Source organism: Gryllotalpicola sp. CP2-P1, from assembly GCF_057512245.1.
In genome coordinates, this window is sequence record NZ_JBLRDT010000040.1 from 1 (window position 1) to 16736 (window position 16736).

Genomic DNA, 16736 nt, shown 5'->3' on the forward strand with positions numbered 1-16736 from the left:
CGCCGCAGACACCGGGCCGGCGGGCGTCTTCTGCGCGGGCTGCTGGCCGGCCGGAGCATCCGTCTCGCTCAACTCGGTCAGCGTGGGCACGGCGGCCAGCAGGCCGCGCGTGTAATCGGAGCGCGGCCGGTCGAACACGTCGGCGACGGGGCCCGACTCGAGTGCCTCGCCGCGGCGCATCACGAGCACGTCGTCGGCGAGGTCGGCGACGACGCCCATGTCGTGCGTGATGAGCAGGATCGCGGTGCCCCGCTCGTCGCGCAGCGCGCGCAGCAGGTCGAGGATGCCGGCCTGCACCGTCACGTCGAGGGCCGTCGTCGGCTCGTCGGCGATGATCGCGACCGGGTCGCAGCTGATCGCCATCGCGATCATCGAGCGCTGCAGCTGGCCGCCCGAGAGCTCGTGCGGGTGCGACGCCGCGATGCGGTGCGCCTCAGACAGGCCGACCGAGCGCAGCAGCTCGTGCACGCGCTCGCGCAGGGCGCGCCCCCGCACCCCGGGCCGGTGCACCCTGATCGCCTCGGCGATCTGCTGCCCGATGGTGTAGACGGGGTCGAAGGCGCTCATCGGCTCCTGGAAGACGGTGCCGATGCGGCCGCCGCGCACCGCCCGCAGTTCGGCCGCCGGCGCCCCGATCAGCTCGCGGCCCTCGAGGCGCACGCTGCCCGTGACCGTCGCGCTGTCGGGAAGCAGGCCGAGCACGCTCATGGCCGTCACCGACTTGCCCGAGCCGGACTCGCCGACGACGGCGAGCACGCGGCCGGGGGCAAGGTCGAAGCCGACCGAGTCGACGACTCGGCCGGCTTCGGCAGTGCCCGCGGCGTCTCCTGCGGAGAACGAAACTGAGAGGTCCCGAACGGAGAGAACCGGTGCGGGGCTGGTCGGACTCACTTCTCCAGTGTGACGGTCCGGTAGTCCGGGTAGGCGGGGAAGGACGGGATGAAGAAGTTCCCGACCCCCGCGCCGCGCAGGAAGGACTGCTTCGCGTAGATCAGGGGCACGACGGGCGCGTCGGCCATGATCTGCTTGTCGATCGCGGCCCAGTCGGCCTGCGCCTTCTTCTGGTCGACCTCGGCCTGCGCCGTGGCGATCGCCGCGTCGACAGCGGGGTTCGAGTACTGCGACACGTTGAAGTTGCCGTTGCCGATCTGGCTCGAGTCGAACAGCGGCGAGATGTTCGAGTTCGCCGACGGGAAGTCGGGCTGCCAGCTCATCAGCGCCAGGTCGAAGCTCGGGTGGCTGACGGCGACGTCGGTGTAGAACGAGTCGGCGTCCTCGGTCTTGAGGGTCACGGTGATGTTCGCCCGCTTCAGCCCCTGCTGAATGGCCTGCGCCTGCGCGAGCGACGCCGCGTCGTTCTGCGTGAGCAGCGTGAGCTTCAGCGAGCTCGCGCCGGCCTCGCCGAGAAGGGCCCTCGCCTTGCTGACGTCGCCCGAGGCGGGCGCCTTGTAGAGGTCGTAGTCGACGCGTCCCGCGATGCCGGGCGTGATGAGCGTGCTCGCGAGCACCCCCGCCTGCTCACCGCCCGAGGCGACGAGGTAGGACTGCTTGTCGACGGCGTACTCGATCGCCTGGCGCACCTTGAGGTTCTTGAGGTCGCCCTTCTGCGTGTTCAGCGACAGGTACTGGATCGGGCCCGCCTTGGACGTTGCGAGCCGCGACTTCGCCGCGGCGTTGTGGGTCACGGATGCCAGATCGGATGCCCCGAGGTACTGCACGTCGAACGCGCTCTTGTACTGCCCGGTGCCGTTGATCAGGTTCTGCACGGCGGTCGACTGGTTCTGGCTCTCCTGGAAGACCACCTTGTCGGCCGACGCGGTGCGCACCGAGTCGGTCTTCTTGCTCCAGTACTTGTTGCGCGTGAGCGTGAGCGAGGTGCCGTCCTTGATGCTCTCGACCTTGTAGGGGCCGGTCGTGATCGGCGCCTTGGAGTAGCTCGCGGGGGCGCCGTTCGACTCCTTCACCGGCGAGAACGCCGGCATCGACGCGATCCAGGGCCAGTCGCCGAACGGCTTGTCGAGGTGGAACACGATGGTCTTGTCGTCGGGGGTCTCGATCGAGTCGAGGCTCTTGCCGTCGAAGGGGCCCTTGTAGCTGCTGCCGCCCACCAGCAGGGTCTTGTGATAGCTCAGACCGCCCTGCAGCTGGTCGCTGAACGAGCGCTCGATGCCGTACTTGATGTCTTCGCTCGTGACGGGGGAGCCGTCCGAGAACTTGAGGCCGCTCTTCAGGTGGTAGGTCCAGGTCTTGCCGCCGTCGCTCACGTCGCCTGTGTTCGTCGCGAGATCGGGCACGACCTTGGCGTCCTGGCCGGGCTTCACCTCCCACGTCGTCAGACGACGGTCGATGAGGCCGAGCGTCGTGGTCGCCAGATTCTGGCTCGACGCGGGGTCGAGCGAAACGGTGCTGGCCGGGGTGAGCAGGGTCAGGGTGCCGCCGGACTTCGAGGAGTTCGAGCTTCCGTTGGAGGAGCAGCCGGTGAGGACCAGAGCGGCTGCGACGGCTGCGGCCGCCGCGGCGGTCGTGAATCTACGCATCCCTCCACTCTCAGCCGATACGTTCGTATATGAAGACGCCGAGCGTTACATTTCGTCACACGCCCGGGCCCTGGGCTCTCACTAGGGTGGGGACCATGACCGACGCTCCCGTCTCCGGCATCAAGCTCGAGGAACTCGACCCCGACATCCGCCCGCAGGACGACCTGTTCCGGCACGTGAACGGCACGTGGCTCGAGCGCACCGAGATCCCCGCCGACAAGGCGCGCTGGGGCTCCTTCTACCTCCTCGCGGAAGAGGCCGAGAAGGCCGTGCGCGACATCATCGCCGAGGCCCAGCACGCCGAGCCCGGCACCGAGGCGCGCAAGTTCGGCGACCTGTTCACGAGCTTCATGGACACCGAGCGCATCGAGCAGCTGGGCGCCGCGCCGCTCGCGAGCTCGCTCGCGATGATCGACAACGTCCACTCCATCGGGCAGTTCCTCGAGACGCTCGCGCACTTCGAGCGCAACGGCGTGGGCGGCCTCTATCAGCTGTTCGTGGACAACGACCCGGGCGACCCCGAGCGCTACCTCGTCTTCTTCGAACAGGCCGGGCTCTCGCTGCCGGACGAGTCGTACTACCGGGAAGAGACCTTCGCCGGCATCCGCAAGGCGTTCTGCACGCACGTGCAGACGATGTTCGAGCTGGCGGGCGTGCCGGATGCCGCGCGCCGGGCCGAGAACGTGTTCGCTCTCGAGACCGAGATCGCGAAGCACCACTGGGACAACGTGAAGTCGCGCGACAGCGAGAAGACCTACAACCTGTTCGCGTGGCAGGACGTGAAGGGCCTCGCGAGCTCCGAGGGCGCCGACCTGCAGCTCTGGCTCGACGCCCTGAAGGCGCCGCACGGCTCGCTGCGCGAGGTCGTGCTGCGGCAGCCGTCGTTCACCGCCGGCCTCGCCGGGCTGCTCACCGCCGACCGGCTCGGCGCATGGAAGGACTGGCAGACCTGGCAGGTCATCCACGCCCGTGCGCCCTACCTCAGCTCCGACTTCGTCAACGCCAACTTCGACTTCTACGGCCGCACCCTGACGGGCACCCCGCAGCTGCGCGAGCGCTGGAAGCGCGGGGTCTCGTTCGTCGAGGGCGGCATGGGCGAAGCGGTCGGCCGCGAATACGTCGCGCGCCATTTCCCCGAAGAGTCGAAGGCGCAGATGGACGAGCTGGTCACCAACCTCATCGAGGCGTACCGCGACAGCATCCGCTCGCTGTCCTGGATGGGCGACGACACGAAGAAGCGCGCGCTCGAGAAGCTCGACAAGTTCACGCCGAAGATCGGCTACCCCGTGAAGTGGCGCGACTACTCGGCGCTGCACGTCGACCCGACCGACCTCATCGCCAACGTGCGCGCCATCTCGGCGTTCGAGTTCCACCGCGAGCTGTCGAAGATCGGCAAGCCGATCGATCGCGACGAGTGGTTCATGACCCCGCAGACGATCAACGCCTACTACAACCCCGGGTTCAACGAGATCGTGTTCCCCGCCGCGATCCTGCAGTTCCCGTTCTTCGACCCCGCCCGCGACGCGGCCGCGAACTACGGCGCGATCGGCGCCGTCATCGGCCACGAGATCGGGCACGGCTTCGACGACCAGGGCTCGAAGTTCGACGGCGACGGCAAGCTCGAGTCGTGGTGGACGGATGCCGACCGCCAGGCGTTCGAGAAGCTGACCGGCGCTCTCATCGAGCAGTACAACGCGCTCACGCCGGCGCAGCTGCCCGAGGGCTCGCCGCACGTGAACGGCGCGCTCACGATCGGCGAGAACATCGGCGACCTCGGCGGCCTGGGCATCGCGTGGAAGGCATACGTGCGCTCGCTCGGCGGTGCGCCGTCGCCCGTCATCGACGGCCTCACGGGCGCGCAGCGCTTCTTCCTGTCGTGGGCGCAGGCGTGGCAGCAGAAGGGGCGCGACGAAGAGGTGATCCGGCTGCTCACGATCGACCCGCACTCGCCGAACGAGTTCCGCTGCAACCAGATCGTGCGCAACATCGACGAGTTCTACGCGGCGTTCGACGTGCAGGAGTCCGACGACCTCTACCTGCCGAAGGAGCAGCGCGTCACCATCTGGTGACGTCGCCCCGCTCTGCTCCGCCCCGCTCCGCTGGTCGAGTAGGTCGCTCTGCGACCGTATCCGCCGGGTCGAGTAGCGTGCAGCGCGTATCGAGACCAGACCCTCTTCTCGCAGGGAGCGCAAGGAGAGGGTCTCGATACGCTCCTTCGTCGCTACTCGACCACCGGCTGGGCGGTCAGTGCACGTACTCGAGCAGATCGAGGCCGAAGGTGCGCATGCCCTCGAGCACGCGCAGCCGCGCCGGCAGGCCCGAGTCGTCGAAGTACATCGAGACGGCATACGCGACGCCCGCCCGTGGGCCGCGCAGCACGCCGACCTCGCTGCGCACGCCGTTGTCGGTGCCGGTCTTGTTGACGAGCAGGATGCCGTGATCGGCGCCGCGGTGCGCGAGGGGGTCGAGCCCGAACGAGGCCGCGACCATGGTCAGGTCGGAGTTGAGCGAGAGCCACTGCACGACCCGCTGGCTCGTCGCCTGGTCGACGATCTCGCCGCGCGCGAGCGCCGCGAACAGCCACGTGAGCTCGGACGCCGAGCCGATCGAGAGCTGCGGCGCGTCGTCGGGGCCGCGGTGGTCGCGCACGAGATCGAGCAGCGCGGTGCGGGTGAGGCCGAGCTGCTCGGTGCGCGCGCCGACGGCTTCGAGGCCGATGCGCCGCAGCAGCACGTTCGTCGCGAGGTTGTCGCTCGTGGCACCGACGAGCGCCGCGAGGTCCGCGAGGGGCAGCGACGGCACGGCGAGGTGCTGCCACACGCCCGAGTCCCCGACGGCATCCCTTGCCTCGCGGTCGAGCAGGGTCAGCCCGCTCACCTGGCGCTGCTCGAGCTGCGCGGCCACCTCGATCAGCAGCAGAACCTTGCCGATGGACGCGGTCGGCATGACGACGTGGTCGTCCACCGAGAAGAGCACCTGGCCAGAGGCGAGGTCGACCGCGCGCGCAGAGACCTGGACGCCGGCGAGAGCGAGCTCGGCGAGCGCCGCGAACCCGCGCTCGAAGCTGTCGGAGAGATCCTCGCCGCGGTGCCGGCCCACGGCCACGGCGGTGTGGCGGGCGCGTCGGCCTGAGGCCTGCTGGGCAGCGGAGGACATGGTGCGCAGATCTCCCTCTGGACGATGGAACACCGGGCCCCCTCCCCTGATGTGTCGATCATATGTGCTTCCGGGCCCCCCAAATCACGTGCCAGACGGCCGCGCGAGGGCGCCCCGGTAGAATCGACCGGATTCCCCTCGCGGGGTTCATCTGCACCGTCCCTCCAGGAGAACCGCCCATGGCCGAACAGTCCCGTCTCGAGTCCGTCATCGCCCTCGCGCAGCACCGCGGCTTCGTGTTCCAGTCGGGCGAGATCTACGGCGGAACCCGCAGCGCGTGGGACTACGGCCCCCTCGGCACCGAGCTCAAAGAGAACATCAAGCGGCAGTGGTGGAAGACCTTCGTGCGCGGCCGCGGCGACATGATCGGGCTCGACTCGTCGGTCATCCTGCCCCCGAAGACGTGGGAGGCATCCGGTCACCTGGCGACCTTCAACGACCCGCTCACCGAGTCGCTCGTGACCCACAAGCGCTACCGCGCCGACCACCTCTTCGAGGCCTACGAGAAGGAGCACGGGCACCCGCCCGTGAACGGCCTCGACGACATCCCCGACCCCGACAACCCGAAGGTCGTCGGGCAGTGGACGCCGATCCGCCAGTTCAACGGCATGCTCAAGACCTACCTCGGCGTCGTCGAAGACGAGTCGGGCCTCGCCTACCTGCGGCCGGAGACCGCGCAGGGCATCTTCACGAACTTCCTGAACCTGCTGCAGACGAGCCGCAAGAAGCCGCCGTTCGGCGTCGGCCAGATCGGGAAGGCCTTCCGCAACGAGATCACGCCCGGGAACTTCATCTTCCGCACCCGCGAGTTCGAGCAGATGGAGATCGAGTACTTCGTGCCGCCGGCCGAGGCGCCCGCGCACTTCGAGAAGTGGGTCGAGGACTGCGTGAACTGGTTCGTCGACCTTGGCGTCTCGCGCGACAGCATCCGCCTCTTCGACGTGCCAGACGGCGACCGCGCGCACTACAGCGACCGCACGATCGACGTCGAGTACGACTTCGGCTTCGAGGGCGAGCCGTGGGGTGAGCTCATGGGCATCGCGAACCGCACCGACTTCGACCTGAAGAGCCACGCCGCGGTCTCCGGCCGCGACCTGTCGTACTTCGACCCGACGACCAACGAGCGCTGGACGCCGTATGTCATCGAGCCGTCGTTCGGCCTCACCCGCTCGCTCATGGCCTTCCTGCTGTCGGCGTACGACGAGGAGGAGGTGCCGACCGCGAAGGGCGGCACCGAGACCCGCACCGTGCTGCGCCTCGACCCGCGCCTCGCGCCCTTCAAGGTGGCCGTGCTGCCGCTGTCGAAGAAGGAGACGCTGACGCCCCTCGCGCAGAGGATCGCCGACGAGCTGCGCGGCGACTGGAACGTCGACTACGACGAGACGCAGGCGATCGGCCGCCGCTACCGCCGACAGGACGAGATCGGCACCCCGTACTGCGTCACGGTCGACTTCGACTCGCTCGAGGACGATGCCGTGACCGTGCGCGATCGCGACACGATGCAGCAGGAGCGCGTGCCGGTCGCCGGCCTCAAGGCCTACCTGGCCAAGCGCCTCGTCGGGGCGTAAAGACGGGCGCCCGCCGCTGATCGACTCGCCGCCTGCGGCGAACGGAGATCAGCGGAGGTCGCCGCGTCTGGTCTCCATTCGGCTTCGCTGAGTCGACCGGCGCAAGGCGCTGAGTCGACCGGCGCAAGGCGCTGAGTCGACCGGCGCAAGGCGCTGAGTCGACCGGCGCAAGGCGCTGAGTCGACCGGCGAAGGGCGCGGGGCTACTTGGCCTTGTGCGCGCGCCACTCCTCGGCCGTGATCGCGTAGATGGCCACGTCGTGCCACTCGCCGTCGACGATCTCGCGCTCCTTGAGCAGCGCCTCCTGGCGCATGCCGTGGATGGCGCACAGGCGGGCGGATGCCTCGTTGCGGGCATCCAACTCGGCATAGACGCGGTGCGCGCCCATCTGGTCGAACGCGCAGTCGAGCACGGCGGCCGTCGCCTCGGTCGCGAGCCCGCGACCGTGGATCGCGGGGTGGAAGACCCAGCCGATCTCGAACTGGGCGTTGCGGATGCTCTTGGCGAAGAGCGCCACGTCGCCGATCTCGCCGCCCTGCAAGCCGTCGGCCTGCTTGAACTCGACGGCCCAGGCGAGGCCGTCGCCCTTGTCTTTGATGCGGGCGCTCTGGATCAGGCGCTTCGACGCGTTGCCGTTGTTCTCGTCGTCGTGGTCGCGCACTTCCCAGCGCAGGTACTTCACGACCTTCTTCGCGAGCGCGAAGTCGCTGTGGGCGGCCACCGCCTCGTCGATGGTCAGGGGCCGCAGTACGAGCCGATCCGTGGTGATGATGCAGGCGTCGAACGGAACCGTCGCCGGCGCGGGCTGGTCGATGGTGTCGGTCATGGTGGCACTCCCTCCCGTGCGGGCAGAGCCTGGGCACCCCACCCGAGTGACAGCCTAGGCCGTTTCCCTGCCCGTCTCTGCCACGTTGTTCTGCGCAACGGAACCGGCTATTGTGCCGCCGATTGTGCCAAGGGCGCCCTCGGCCTCGACGCCGAACACCGCGGCAACGCCGTCGACGAAGGCCGCCGCGTCGCCGTCGCGCGCGAGCTCGCGGGCCTTCACGCTCGGCGTGTGCAGGAGCACGCCGGCGAAGTGCCGCAGCGCCCGCTCGATCTCGCCGTTCGCGTCGCGCGAGGCCGCGCGCGCGATCTCGGCGTCGAGCTTCTCGAACACGTGCCGGCGCAGGGCCACGAGGGCCGGCTCGACATCGCGCTCGGCCGACTTCGCGGCGAACTCGGCGGCAGCCGCCCCGACCAGCTCGCGGGCCGAATCGGTCGCCTGCAGCTCCTCGAGCGGCGCGTGCAGCGAGATCGTCTCGAGGTCGAGCAGCTCGACGCGCTCGACCTCGGCGACGGCGGGCTCGACGTTGCGCGGCAGGCCGAGGTCGACGACGAGCAGGCGCCGCGCGTCGCTCGCGCCGCTGAGGGCGTCGCTCACGATGTCACGCGTCACGACGAGCGCGGGCGAGACGGTGCAGGTGATGACGAGGTCGGCGGATGCCACGGCCGCGGTCAGCCCGTCGGCGGGCACCGCCTCGATCCCGTGGCTCAGCGCGAACGACCGCGCACGGCCGGTGCGGCTCCAGACGGCGGCGTCGGTCACTCCGCGGTCGCGCAGCGCGGCAAGCGAGGCGGCGGCGTAGCGCCCCGTGCCGACGAGCAGCACGCGCACGGCCGACCAGTCGGCGAAGCGGCTCTCGGCGAGGTCGAGGGCGAGGCGCACCATCGAGCGCCCCTGCGTCATGAGGCCGGTGGTGTTCTTGACGCCGCGGCTCGTGCGGCTGGCGGTCTGGAAGAGGCGCTCGAGGTCATGGGTGACGGCGCCGGAGTTGCGGGCGGCCGTGTAGGCGCGGCGCACCTGGCCGGCGATCTCGCCCTCGCCGACGACGACGGATTCGAGGCCGCTCGAGACCGAGAAGAGGTGCGAGGCGACGGCGTCGCCCGCGATCAGCTGGCTGCCGTCGCGCAGCTCGTCTGGGGCGACCTGCGCCGCGTCGGCGACGAGGTCGATGAGACCGGCGGCGGCGTGGTCGCGCAGCTCGAGCTTCTCGAGGTCGACGTCGAGGTAGGCCTCGAAGCGGTTGCACGTGGCGAGCACCACCGAGCCGGTCACTGCCTGCTGCCCGCGGATCGCGTCGATCACAGCGTCTGCGCCGCGTTCGAGTCGATCGAGCAGGTCGAATCCCGCGGTGCGGTGACTCGAAGTGAAGCAGAACAGCATGGTTGCCGATCTTACGCCGCGCTGCTATGAGAACACCGGCGGGCTCCCAGCGCCCGTGCTCAGCCAACACTGGAAGAATCTGCGCGTGAGTTCTGAGTCCGCCGCGCCCTCCGCAGCATCCCCTGCTGCCTCCCGCCTCATCTCCGCCTATCGCGGCGTGCGACCCGACGTGACTCCGGTGTGGTTCATGCGGCAGGCGGGCCGCTCCCTGCCCGAGTACCACGAGGTGCGCCGCGGGCACACGATGCTCGAGTCCTGCCTCGACCCCGAGATCGCCTCAGAGATCACCCTGCAGCCCGTGCGCCGCCACGGCGTCGACGCGGCCATCTTCTACAGCGACATCGTGATCCCCCTCAAGCTCGCGGGCGTCGGGGTCGAGATCGTTCCTGGGCGCGGCCCGGTCTTCGAGCAGCCCGTGAGGACCGCGGCGGATGTCGCGGCGCTGCCCACCCTGACCGTCGACGACCTCGCCCCGGTGGCCGCCGGGGTGCGCCGCACGGTGGAGGGCCTCGGCCGCATCGGCGACGGGTCTACGCCGCTCATCGGCTTCGCGGGGGCGCCGTTCACGCTCGCGGCCTATCTGGTCGAGGGCGGCCCCTCGAAGGAGCATCTCGCCGCGCGCACCCTGATGCACGCCGACCCGGATGCCTGGGCCGCGCTCATGGCATGGGCCGCGGACGCGTCGGGGCTCTTCCTGCGCGCGCAGGTTCTGGCGGGGGCATCCGCCGCCCAGCTCTTCGACTCGTGGGCAGGGTCGCTCTCGCTCGCCGACTATGTGACGCACGTCGCGCCCGCCTCCGCCCGCGCGCTGTCGCACATCGCCGATCTCTCGGTGCCCAAGGTGCACTTCGGCGTCGGGACCGCCGAGCTGCTGCCCGCGATGCGCGACGTCGGGGCCGATGTCGTTGGCGTCGACTGGCGGATCCCGCTCGACGAGGGCGTGCGGCGCCTCGGCGGCATGGTGCCCGTGCAGGGCAATATCGACCCCGCTCTGCTCGCGGCGCCGTGGCCGGTGCTCGAGGCGCACGTTCGCGACGTGCTGCGGCGGGGCCAGGCGGCGCCTGCCCACGTGCTGAACCTGGGTCACGGCGTGCCGCCCACGACCGACCCGGCGGTGCTCACCCGCATCGTCGAGCTCGTGCACAGCATCACGCTGGTCGACTCGGCGAAGCCGAATGGAGACAGCTCGCTGGTCGACTCGGCAAAGCCGAATGGAGACAGCGCGCTGGTCGACTCGGCGGAGCCGAATGGAGACCCTGTATGACCGACCCTCACGAGGGCCTCGACCACCTCATCAACGATGACCCGACCCGCGTCGTCATCATCGGCGGCGGCATGGGCGGCCTCGTTGCGGCGCGCGACCTCGCGCGACCCGGTTTCGAGGTGACGCTGCTCGAGGCGTCCGACCAGCTCGGCGGATCGGTGCAGCGCCTCGACCTCGAGCTCGCCGACGGATCGAAGCTGACGGTGGATGCCGGCGCAGAGAGCTTCGCCACCCGCGGCGGCCACGTCGCGACGTTCATCGACGAACTGCACCTGAGCGATCAGGTGGTGCAGCCCAACCCCGCCGGCGCGTGGCTGCAGCTGCCCGACCGCGCGGTGCCCACGCCGAAGGGCGGCATGCTCGGCATCCCCGCCACCCCGCTCGCGAGCGACGTCGTCGCGGCGATCGGGTGGCGCGGGGCGCTGCGCGCGTACCTCGACCGCGTGCTGCCGCCCCTCAAGATCGGCCAGGAGCGCAACCTCGGTCGGCTCGTGCAGCGCCGCATGGGCCGCGCGGTGCTCGAGAACCTCGTCGCCCCCGTGACCACCGGCGTCTACTCGGCGGCACCCGACCAGCTCGACGTCGCCGTCGCCGCCCCGGGGCTCAACCCGGCGCTCACCCGCACGGGGTCGCTCTCGGGCGCCGTCGCCGAGCTGCGCGCGGGCGGCCCGTCGAAGGCAGGGTCGGCGGTCGGGGGCATCTCGGGCGGAATCTGGCGCCTGGCGTACACCGTGATCACGGATGCCCGCCGCCGCGGCGTCGAGCTGCGCACCGGTGCGCGCGTCACCGGCCTCACCCGCGACGGGGAGCGGTTCCTCGTGCGCGTCGCCGGGCAGGAGGACCCCATCGCGGCCGACGCCGTGCTGATCGACACGCCCTCTGCCGAGGCGCTGCCGCTGCTGGCATCCGCGCTGGTCGATGACGACGAGGGCGGGCTCGAGGCGCTCCTGCGCGCGCCGTGGCCCGAGGCGACCAGCGTCGAGCTCGTCACCCTCGTGCTCGACGCGTCCGAGCTCGACGCGGCGCCGCGCGGCACGGGCCTGCTCGTCAGCGACCGCGTCGACTCGGCGTTCGTCACCGCGAAGGCGATGACGCACGTCACGGCGAAGTGGTCGTGGGTCGCCGACCAGTTGCCCGCGGGGCGCCATGTCATCCGGCTCTCGTACGGTCGCGCAGGCCGCGACAACGACGCGGTGACGATGACGGATGCCGCGCTCCGTGCTCGCGCGCTGCAAGACGCCGCAGCGCTGATGAATATTCCGCTTTCGGAATCCATGGTGGTCGGGTTCGCCCGCGTGCGCTGGCAGAACGCGCAGCCGCTGGCGGCCGTCGGGCAGCGCGAGCGGCTCGCCGCGCTCGGCGCCGCGGTCGAGAAGACGCCGGGGGTCGAGGTTACGGGCGGTTGGGTCGCGGGTACCGGCCTGGCATCCGTCATTCCCCACGCCAGGGAGGCGGCGGCCCGCTTGCGTGGGCTACGCTGGCGAAAGCTGACCGATCAAGGAAGCTGAGCTGGAAACCTGATCAGAAACCGAACGAGCAGATCGCGGGGGTGTCGATGAAGGGCAAGCTGCTTTTCGTGACGGGGCTAGCCGTCGGCTACGTGCTGGGCGCGCGGGCCGGCAGGAAGAGGTACGAGCAGATCGCCTCGGCCGCGAACAAGGTCTGGCAGTCGCCGGGCATCCAGAAGCAGGTGCATGCCGCTCAGGACTTCGCCGCGGCCAAGATCGGAGATATTCCCGGCGCGGTATTCGACGGGGTGCGCAAGGTGACGAACGTCGCGATCGACCGTGCCCAGACCAAGGCGACCGGTAAAGCCCCGAGCTCGAGTTCGAGCTCACGGGCAGCGGGCGCACCGGCCACGCAGGCGGCGCGGACCGCCGCGGCTCGCGCCGCGTCCGGCGAATCGGATGCCGAGCTGCGGTCGACCGCGGAACCGCTCGACTGATCGGCTGCACATGGCACAGGGAGCACGTTCTCTTCCGGAGCTCATCAGTGAGCTCCCTCAGCTGTTCATCGCGCTCGTTCGCGCCGAGCTCAACCAGCTCAAGGCCGAGCTCATCGCGAAGGGCAAGGTCGCCGGCATCGGCATCGGCATGTTCTTCGGGGCGTTGCTGCTGCTTCTGCTGTTCGTGCCGGTGCTCATCGCGGCGGCGATCCTGGCGTTCTGCCTGATCGTGCCGCCGTGGCTCGCGGCGCTGATCGTGGCCGGCATCCTCTTGGTCCTGATCGCGATCCTCGTGATCGTCGGCATCGTGTTCTTCAAGAAGATCGGGTCGGCCACGCCGAAGCAGACGATCGGCAGCGTTCAGCGCGATGTCGACGCCGTGAAGGGAGTCGGCGACTATGACGAATGAGTACACCGGCCGCTCGGCGGAGCGCGGCGGCGTGCAGAAGGAGACCGAGGTCGAGCGCGCCCGCGCCGAGCTCGTCGCCGCCCTCTCCGAACTCGAAGACAAGGTCAACGTTCCGAAGCGCATCAAGCGACTGCGGGCGGAGGACCCGAACAGGTTCCTCGCGGGCGTCTCGGCCGTCGGCGCCGTCGCGGCGGGAATCGTGGCCATCGGAGTGACCATCCTGGTCAAGCGCCGGCACTAGAAGCCCACAACGCAGAAGCCGTCGCCACGTGCGGCCGGTTCGGCGGAACCGGGACCGCGAGACGTGGCGACGACTTCGATGGGTGGCGAAGGGCTAGGCCGCGCGGGCCTGGCCCTTCGCCTGCGCCAGCTGCGCCCGGCGCTTCCACGAGACGATCAGCGCCTCGAGCTGGGCGTTGCTGAACGACGACGGGTGGTTCGCGAGGGCGTCGGCGAACTCCTCGCGTTCGGCCGCGGAGAGGTGTCTGCTCCACGGGAAGGTGATCAGCATCTGCTCCTGTCCGGTCAGGTGCTCGACGAATTCGATGTTCTTGCGACGACGGCTACGACGAGGAACCCTCGGCGCTCCGCCGGTCTGCGGGGTGCGCTCAGTGCTCATAACAGTGGAAGTAACGCTCCTAGACGTGCTTTTATTCGATGAATGCCCCGAGCGGGCCGTGCGCACACTCAGAGTTACCCGAATGTGATGCCTTCTCAGGCCTCCCGATTTTTCAACAGCGGCCCCCGAGGGAGAGACTGGAAGCCATGACGAACTCGGCCGCTCCGGGGGCGGCATCCGCTCCGACTCCCGACGACGCAGCCGACCAGACCCCGGTTCAGCCCGACGGCTACACGCTCTGGGTGGTCCTGCGCCGAGACCCCGCACACGCGGCGACCGCCGCACAGGCATCCGATCTCGACGCCGCGGTTCGCGAGCTCGACGAGGTCGTGGCGGCGGCGGCAGGCCGCGGGGTCACCCTGCGCGGCTTCTACGACGTCTCCGGCCTCAAGGCCGACGCCGACCTCATGTTCTGGATCTGGGGGCCCGCGCCCGAAGAACTGCAGGCGGTGGCGCGCGAGCTGCGCCGCACCGCGCTTCTCAAGAACCTGCTCCCCACGTGGAACGCCATGGGCGTTCACCGCGCGGCGGAGTTCAACAAGGCCCACATTCCGGGATTCCTTCGCGGCAAGGACGCCAAGCAGTGGATCACGGTCTACCCCTTCAACCGCAGCTACGACTGGTACCTGCTTCCTGACGAGGATCGGCGGCGCATGCTCGCCGATCACGGCCGCAAGGGCGCGGCGTTCAGGGGCGTGCTGGCCAACACGGTCGCCGCGTTCGCGCTCGGCGACTACGAGTGGCTGCTGCCGATGGAGGCCGACGAACTGTCGGACCTCGTCGACATGATGCGTGAGCTGCGCTACACAGAGGCGCGCTTGCACGTTCGTGAAGAGGTGCCGTTCTTCACCGGCCGACGCATCGTCACGGCGGAAATCCCGGAGGTTGTTTCTTGACCGACCATGTGAGTGGTTCCTATCCCTTCGACGCGATCCTGCTGTCGAGCTTCGGCGGGCCAGAGGGCCAGGACGACGTCATCCCCTTCCTGCGCAATGTGACCGCGGGCCGCGGCGTTCCCGACGAGCGACTCGAAGAGGTCGCGCACCACTACCGCCACTTCGGCGGCGTGAGCCCGATCAACGCGCAGAACCGCGCCCTGAAGTCGGCGCTCGAGGGCGAGCTCGCCAAGCGCGGCATCGACCTTCCCGTCTACTGGGGCAACCGCAACTGGGCGCCGTATTTCACGGATGTCGTCGCCGAGGCCGCCGCCAACGGGCACACCCGTCTGCTTGGGCTCGTGACGAGCGCGTACACGAGCTACTCGGGCGTCGGCCAGTACCGTGAGGACTTCGAGAAGGCGCTCGCCGAGAACGGGCTGACCGAGACGGCATCCATCGATCGCATCCGCGAGTACTTCGATCACCCCGGCTTCGTCACGCCGCTCATCGAGGGCACGCAGACGGCTGTGCGGCGCCTGACGGATGCCGGACACGAGGCCGCGCGCATCCGCATCCTCTTCTCCACGCACTCGATTCCGACCGCCGCCGCGAAGGCGTCCGGCCCCGAGTTCGGCGAGCACGGCGCCTACGAGGCGCAGCACCTCGCGCTCGCCGAGGTGATCTCGAAGGCCGTCGATGAGGCCGCGGGCGCACAGGTGCCGTGGAAGCTCGTGTACCAGTCGCGCTCGGGCGACCCGCGCGTGCCGTGGCTCGAGCCCGACATCAACGACGTGATCGCCGACCTGCACGACGAGGGCGCGACCACGGCGGTCGTCGTCGTGCCGTTCGGCTTCGTGAGCGACCATATGGAGGTGCTCTGGGATCTCGACAACGAGGCGAAGGAGAGCGCGGCCGAGGCGGGCTTCGCCTTCGAGCGCGTGCCGACCTCTGGCGTGCACCCGGCCTTCGTCGCCGGCCTCGTCGACCTGATCGTCGAGCGGCTCGAGGACACCCCGGTCGAGCAGCGCCCGCACCTCACGGCGCTCGGCCCCTGGCCCGACCACGAGACGGTCGGCACCTACATCGCCAAGGTGGGGGCAACCGCCTGATGGCTGACACGATCCGCGTCGGAACGCGCGGCAGCGCGCTGGCGCTCGCCCAGAGCGAGCAGGCAGCGCGCGCCCTCGCCCGCGCCGCGGGTCTCGAGTTCGAGCTCGTGACCGTCACGACGCACGGTGACACGTCGAAGGCGAATCTCGCGAGCATGGGCGGCATGGGCGTGTTCGCGACCGAGCTGCGCGAGGCGCTGCTCGGCGGCGAGGTCGACGTGATCGTGCACTCCCTGAAGGATCTGCCCACCGCGGCGTACCCGGGCCTCACGATCGCGGCGACGCCGAAGCGGGCGGATGCCCGTGACGTGCTGGTCGCGCGCGACGGCCTCACCCTCGAGACGCTGCCAGAGGGGGCACGGGTGGGCACCGGCTCGCCGCGGCGCATCGCCGAGCTGAAGGCGCTGCGCCCCGACCTCGCGGTCGAAGAGAACTTCCGCGGCAACATCGACACGCGCATCGGCAAGGTGTCCTCAGGCGAGGTCGACGCCGTGATCCTGGCGGCCGCCGGGGTCGACCGGCTCGGCAAGGCGGATGCCGTGACGGAGCGATTCGCGCTCTCCGACTGGCCGACCGCGCCGGGGCAGGGGGCACTCGCGCTCGAGGTGCGGGCCGATCAGGCATCCGACGGCACGGCATTCAGCCGCGCCCTGCAGAAGGGCCTCGCGAAGATCGACCACGCGACCACGCGCGCGGCGGTGCGCGCCGAGCGCGACGTGCTCGCCGGGCTCGAGGCGGGCTGCGCCGCGCCGGTCGCGACGACGGCGATGGTCGACGACGGCATGCTCTTCCTGACGGCGACGGTGTACGCGCTCGACGGCTCGCGGTCGATCACGGCGAGCCACGCGGCGGTTCTCGACTCGACGTCGGCCGCCGACCTGCTGACCGCGGCGGCCGAGGTCGCGCAGCGCACCGTCGCCGAACTGCTCGACGCCGGCGCGAAGGAGCTCGCATGAGCGAATCGCGCCCGACCCCGCAGAAGCCGCTGGGCGGCTGGCGGGTCCTCGTGCCCCGGGGCGGCCCCTGGGGGGACACGGTCGCCGCC

General features: G+C 70.1%; 16 protein-coding genes and 1 pseudogene. 11 read left to right on the plus strand and 6 right to left on the minus strand.

Annotated elements, in window-relative coordinates; all coding sequences use genetic code 11:
- On the minus strand, positions 1–891 hold an 891-nt coding region (locus tag ACM2XV_RS05160), incomplete at its 3' end, for an ATP-binding cassette domain-containing protein (protein WP_487026183.1).
- Positions 888–2537, minus strand: coding sequence for an ABC transporter substrate-binding protein (locus ACM2XV_RS05165; protein ID WP_487026184.1), 1650 nt, complete (start codon positions 2535–2537; stop codon positions 888–890). The genes ACM2XV_RS05165 and ACM2XV_RS05160, both read right to left, overlap by 4 nt.
- A 95-nt stretch (positions 2538–2632) precedes the next feature.
- Between ACM2XV_RS05165 and ACM2XV_RS05170 the strand changes: the two genes are divergently transcribed.
- Complete coding sequence (locus ACM2XV_RS05170; protein WP_487026185.1) at positions 2633–4606, plus strand: M13 family metallopeptidase; 1974 nt, start codon at positions 2633–2635, stop codon at positions 4604–4606.
- A gap of 175 nt (positions 4607–4781) precedes the next feature.
- On the opposite strand, the gene ACM2XV_RS05175 is transcribed toward ACM2XV_RS05170, so the two are convergent.
- Positions 4782–5693 carry a serine hydrolase gene (locus tag ACM2XV_RS05175; RefSeq protein ID WP_487026186.1) on the minus strand — a complete coding sequence of 304 codons (912 nt, stop codon included), beginning with the start codon at positions 5691–5693 and terminating at the stop codon, positions 4782–4784.
- A 179-nt stretch (positions 5694–5872) separates the two neighbouring features.
- On the opposite strand from ACM2XV_RS05175, the gene ACM2XV_RS05180 reads away from it, so the two are divergent.
- Positions 5873–7261 carry a glycine--tRNA ligase gene (locus ACM2XV_RS05180; RefSeq protein ID WP_487026187.1) on the plus strand — a complete coding sequence of 463 codons (1389 nt, stop codon included), beginning with the start codon at positions 5873–5875 and terminating at the stop codon, positions 7259–7261.
- Between the two features lie 202 nt (positions 7262–7463).
- Here ACM2XV_RS05180 and ACM2XV_RS05185 read toward each other — a convergent pair whose 3' ends face one another.
- Together ACM2XV_RS05185 and ACM2XV_RS05190 are read right to left on the minus strand one after the other, a co-directional pair.
- The gene (locus tag ACM2XV_RS05185; RefSeq protein ID WP_487026188.1) at positions 7464–8087 is read right to left on the minus strand and encodes a GNAT family N-acetyltransferase; all 624 of its coding nucleotides are present in this window, start codon (positions 8085–8087) and stop codon (positions 7464–7466) included.
- Between the two features lie 54 nt (positions 8088–8141).
- The gene (locus tag ACM2XV_RS05190; protein ID WP_487026189.1) at positions 8142–9467 is read right to left on the minus strand and encodes a glutamyl-tRNA reductase; all 1326 of its coding nucleotides are present in this window, start codon (positions 9465–9467) and stop codon (positions 8142–8144) included.
- A gap of 85 nt (positions 9468–9552) precedes the next feature.
- On the opposite strand from ACM2XV_RS05190, the gene hemE reads away from it, so the two are divergent.
- The 5 genes from hemE to ACM2XV_RS05215 are packed head-to-tail and all read left to right on the plus strand — an operon-like array spanning position 9553 to position 13326.
- Complete coding sequence (hemE, locus tag ACM2XV_RS05195) at positions 9553–10731, plus strand: uroporphyrinogen decarboxylase (protein ID WP_487026190.1); 1179 nt, start codon at positions 9553–9555, stop codon at positions 10729–10731.
- Positions 10728–12239 (plus strand): protoporphyrinogen oxidase, encoded by a 1512-nt coding sequence (gene hemG / locus ACM2XV_RS05200; protein WP_487026191.1) that lies wholly within the window; start codon positions 10728–10730, stop codon positions 12237–12239. Before hemE ends, hemG begins: the two co-directional genes overlap by 4 nt.
- A 47-nt stretch (positions 12240–12286) precedes the next feature.
- Positions 12287–12676, plus strand: coding sequence for a hypothetical protein (locus tag ACM2XV_RS05205; protein WP_487026192.1), 390 nt, complete (start codon positions 12287–12289; stop codon positions 12674–12676).
- A gap of 10 nt (positions 12677–12686) precedes the next feature.
- Positions 12687–13085: a phage holin family protein gene (locus ACM2XV_RS05210; RefSeq protein WP_344775690.1), complete on the plus strand. Its 399-nt coding sequence runs from the start codon at positions 12687–12689 to the stop codon at positions 13083–13085.
- Entirely contained in the window at positions 13075–13326 is a 252-nt protein-coding gene (locus tag ACM2XV_RS05215) for a hypothetical protein (RefSeq protein ID WP_344775688.1), read from the plus strand. The genes ACM2XV_RS05210 and ACM2XV_RS05215 overlap by 11 nt, the downstream gene beginning before the upstream one ends.
- A 93-nt stretch (positions 13327–13419) precedes the next feature.
- On the opposite strand, the gene ACM2XV_RS05220 is transcribed toward ACM2XV_RS05215, so the two are convergent.
- Positions 13420–13704, minus strand: coding sequence for a hypothetical protein (locus tag ACM2XV_RS05220; protein WP_344775686.1), 285 nt, complete (start codon positions 13702–13704; stop codon positions 13420–13422).
- Positions 13705–13850: 146 nt separating this feature from the next.
- Between ACM2XV_RS05220 and hemQ the strand changes: the two genes are divergently transcribed.
- The 4 genes and pseudogenes from hemQ to ACM2XV_RS05240 form a co-directional block, all read left to right on the plus strand.
- Complete coding sequence (gene hemQ, locus ACM2XV_RS05225; protein WP_487026193.1) at positions 13851–14600, plus strand: hydrogen peroxide-dependent heme synthase; 750 nt, start codon at positions 13851–13853, stop codon at positions 14598–14600.
- Complete coding sequence (locus ACM2XV_RS05230) at positions 14597–15691, plus strand: ferrochelatase (RefSeq protein WP_487026194.1); 1095 nt, start codon at positions 14597–14599, stop codon at positions 15689–15691. The genes hemQ and ACM2XV_RS05230 overlap by 4 nt, the downstream gene beginning before the upstream one ends.
- Positions 15691–16647 (plus strand): hydroxymethylbilane synthase, encoded by a 957-nt coding sequence (hemC, locus tag ACM2XV_RS05235; protein ID WP_344775680.1) that lies wholly within the window; start codon positions 15691–15693, stop codon positions 16645–16647. The genes ACM2XV_RS05230 and hemC overlap by 1 nt, the downstream gene beginning before the upstream one ends.
- Positions 16644–16736, plus strand: a pseudogene (locus ACM2XV_RS05240) (uroporphyrinogen-III synthase); the annotation flags it as partial. The gene hemC and the pseudogene ACM2XV_RS05240, both read left to right, overlap by 4 nt.

Coding starts and splice junctions, on each gene's coding strand:
- ACM2XV_RS05165 (WP_487026184.1), bottom strand. CDS start 2,537: ATGCGTAGATTCACGACCGCCGCGGCGGCCGCAGCCGTCGCAGCCGCT.
- ACM2XV_RS05170 (WP_487026185.1), top strand. CDS start 2,633: ATGACCGACGCTCCCGTCTCCGGCATCAAGCTCGAGGAACTCGACCCC.
- ACM2XV_RS05175 (WP_487026186.1), bottom strand. CDS start 5,693: ATGTCCTCCGCTGCCCAGCAGGCCTCAGGCCGACGCGCCCGCCACACC.
- ACM2XV_RS05180 (WP_487026187.1), top strand. CDS start 5,873: ATGGCCGAACAGTCCCGTCTCGAGTCCGTCATCGCCCTCGCGCAGCAC.
- ACM2XV_RS05185 (WP_487026188.1), bottom strand. CDS start 8,087: ATGACCGACACCATCGACCAGCCCGCGCCGGCGACGGTTCCGTTCGAC.
- ACM2XV_RS05190 (WP_487026189.1), bottom strand. CDS start 9,467: ATGCTGTTCTGCTTCACTTCGAGTCACCGCACCGCGGGATTCGACCTG.
- hemG (WP_487026191.1), top strand. CDS start 10,728: ATGACCGACCCTCACGAGGGCCTCGACCACCTCATCAACGATGACCCG.
- ACM2XV_RS05205 (WP_487026192.1), top strand. CDS start 12,287: ATGAAGGGCAAGCTGCTTTTCGTGACGGGGCTAGCCGTCGGCTACGTG.
- ACM2XV_RS05210 (WP_344775690.1), top strand. CDS start 12,687: ATGGCACAGGGAGCACGTTCTCTTCCGGAGCTCATCAGTGAGCTCCCT.
- ACM2XV_RS05215 (WP_344775688.1), top strand. CDS start 13,075: ATGACGAATGAGTACACCGGCCGCTCGGCGGAGCGCGGCGGCGTGCAG.
- ACM2XV_RS05220 (WP_344775686.1), bottom strand. CDS start 13,704: ATGAGCACTGAGCGCACCCCGCAGACCGGCGGAGCGCCGAGGGTTCCT.
- hemQ (WP_487026193.1), top strand. CDS start 13,851: ATGACGAACTCGGCCGCTCCGGGGGCGGCATCCGCTCCGACTCCCGAC.
- hemC (WP_344775680.1), top strand. CDS start 15,691: ATGGCTGACACGATCCGCGTCGGAACGCGCGGCAGCGCGCTGGCGCTC.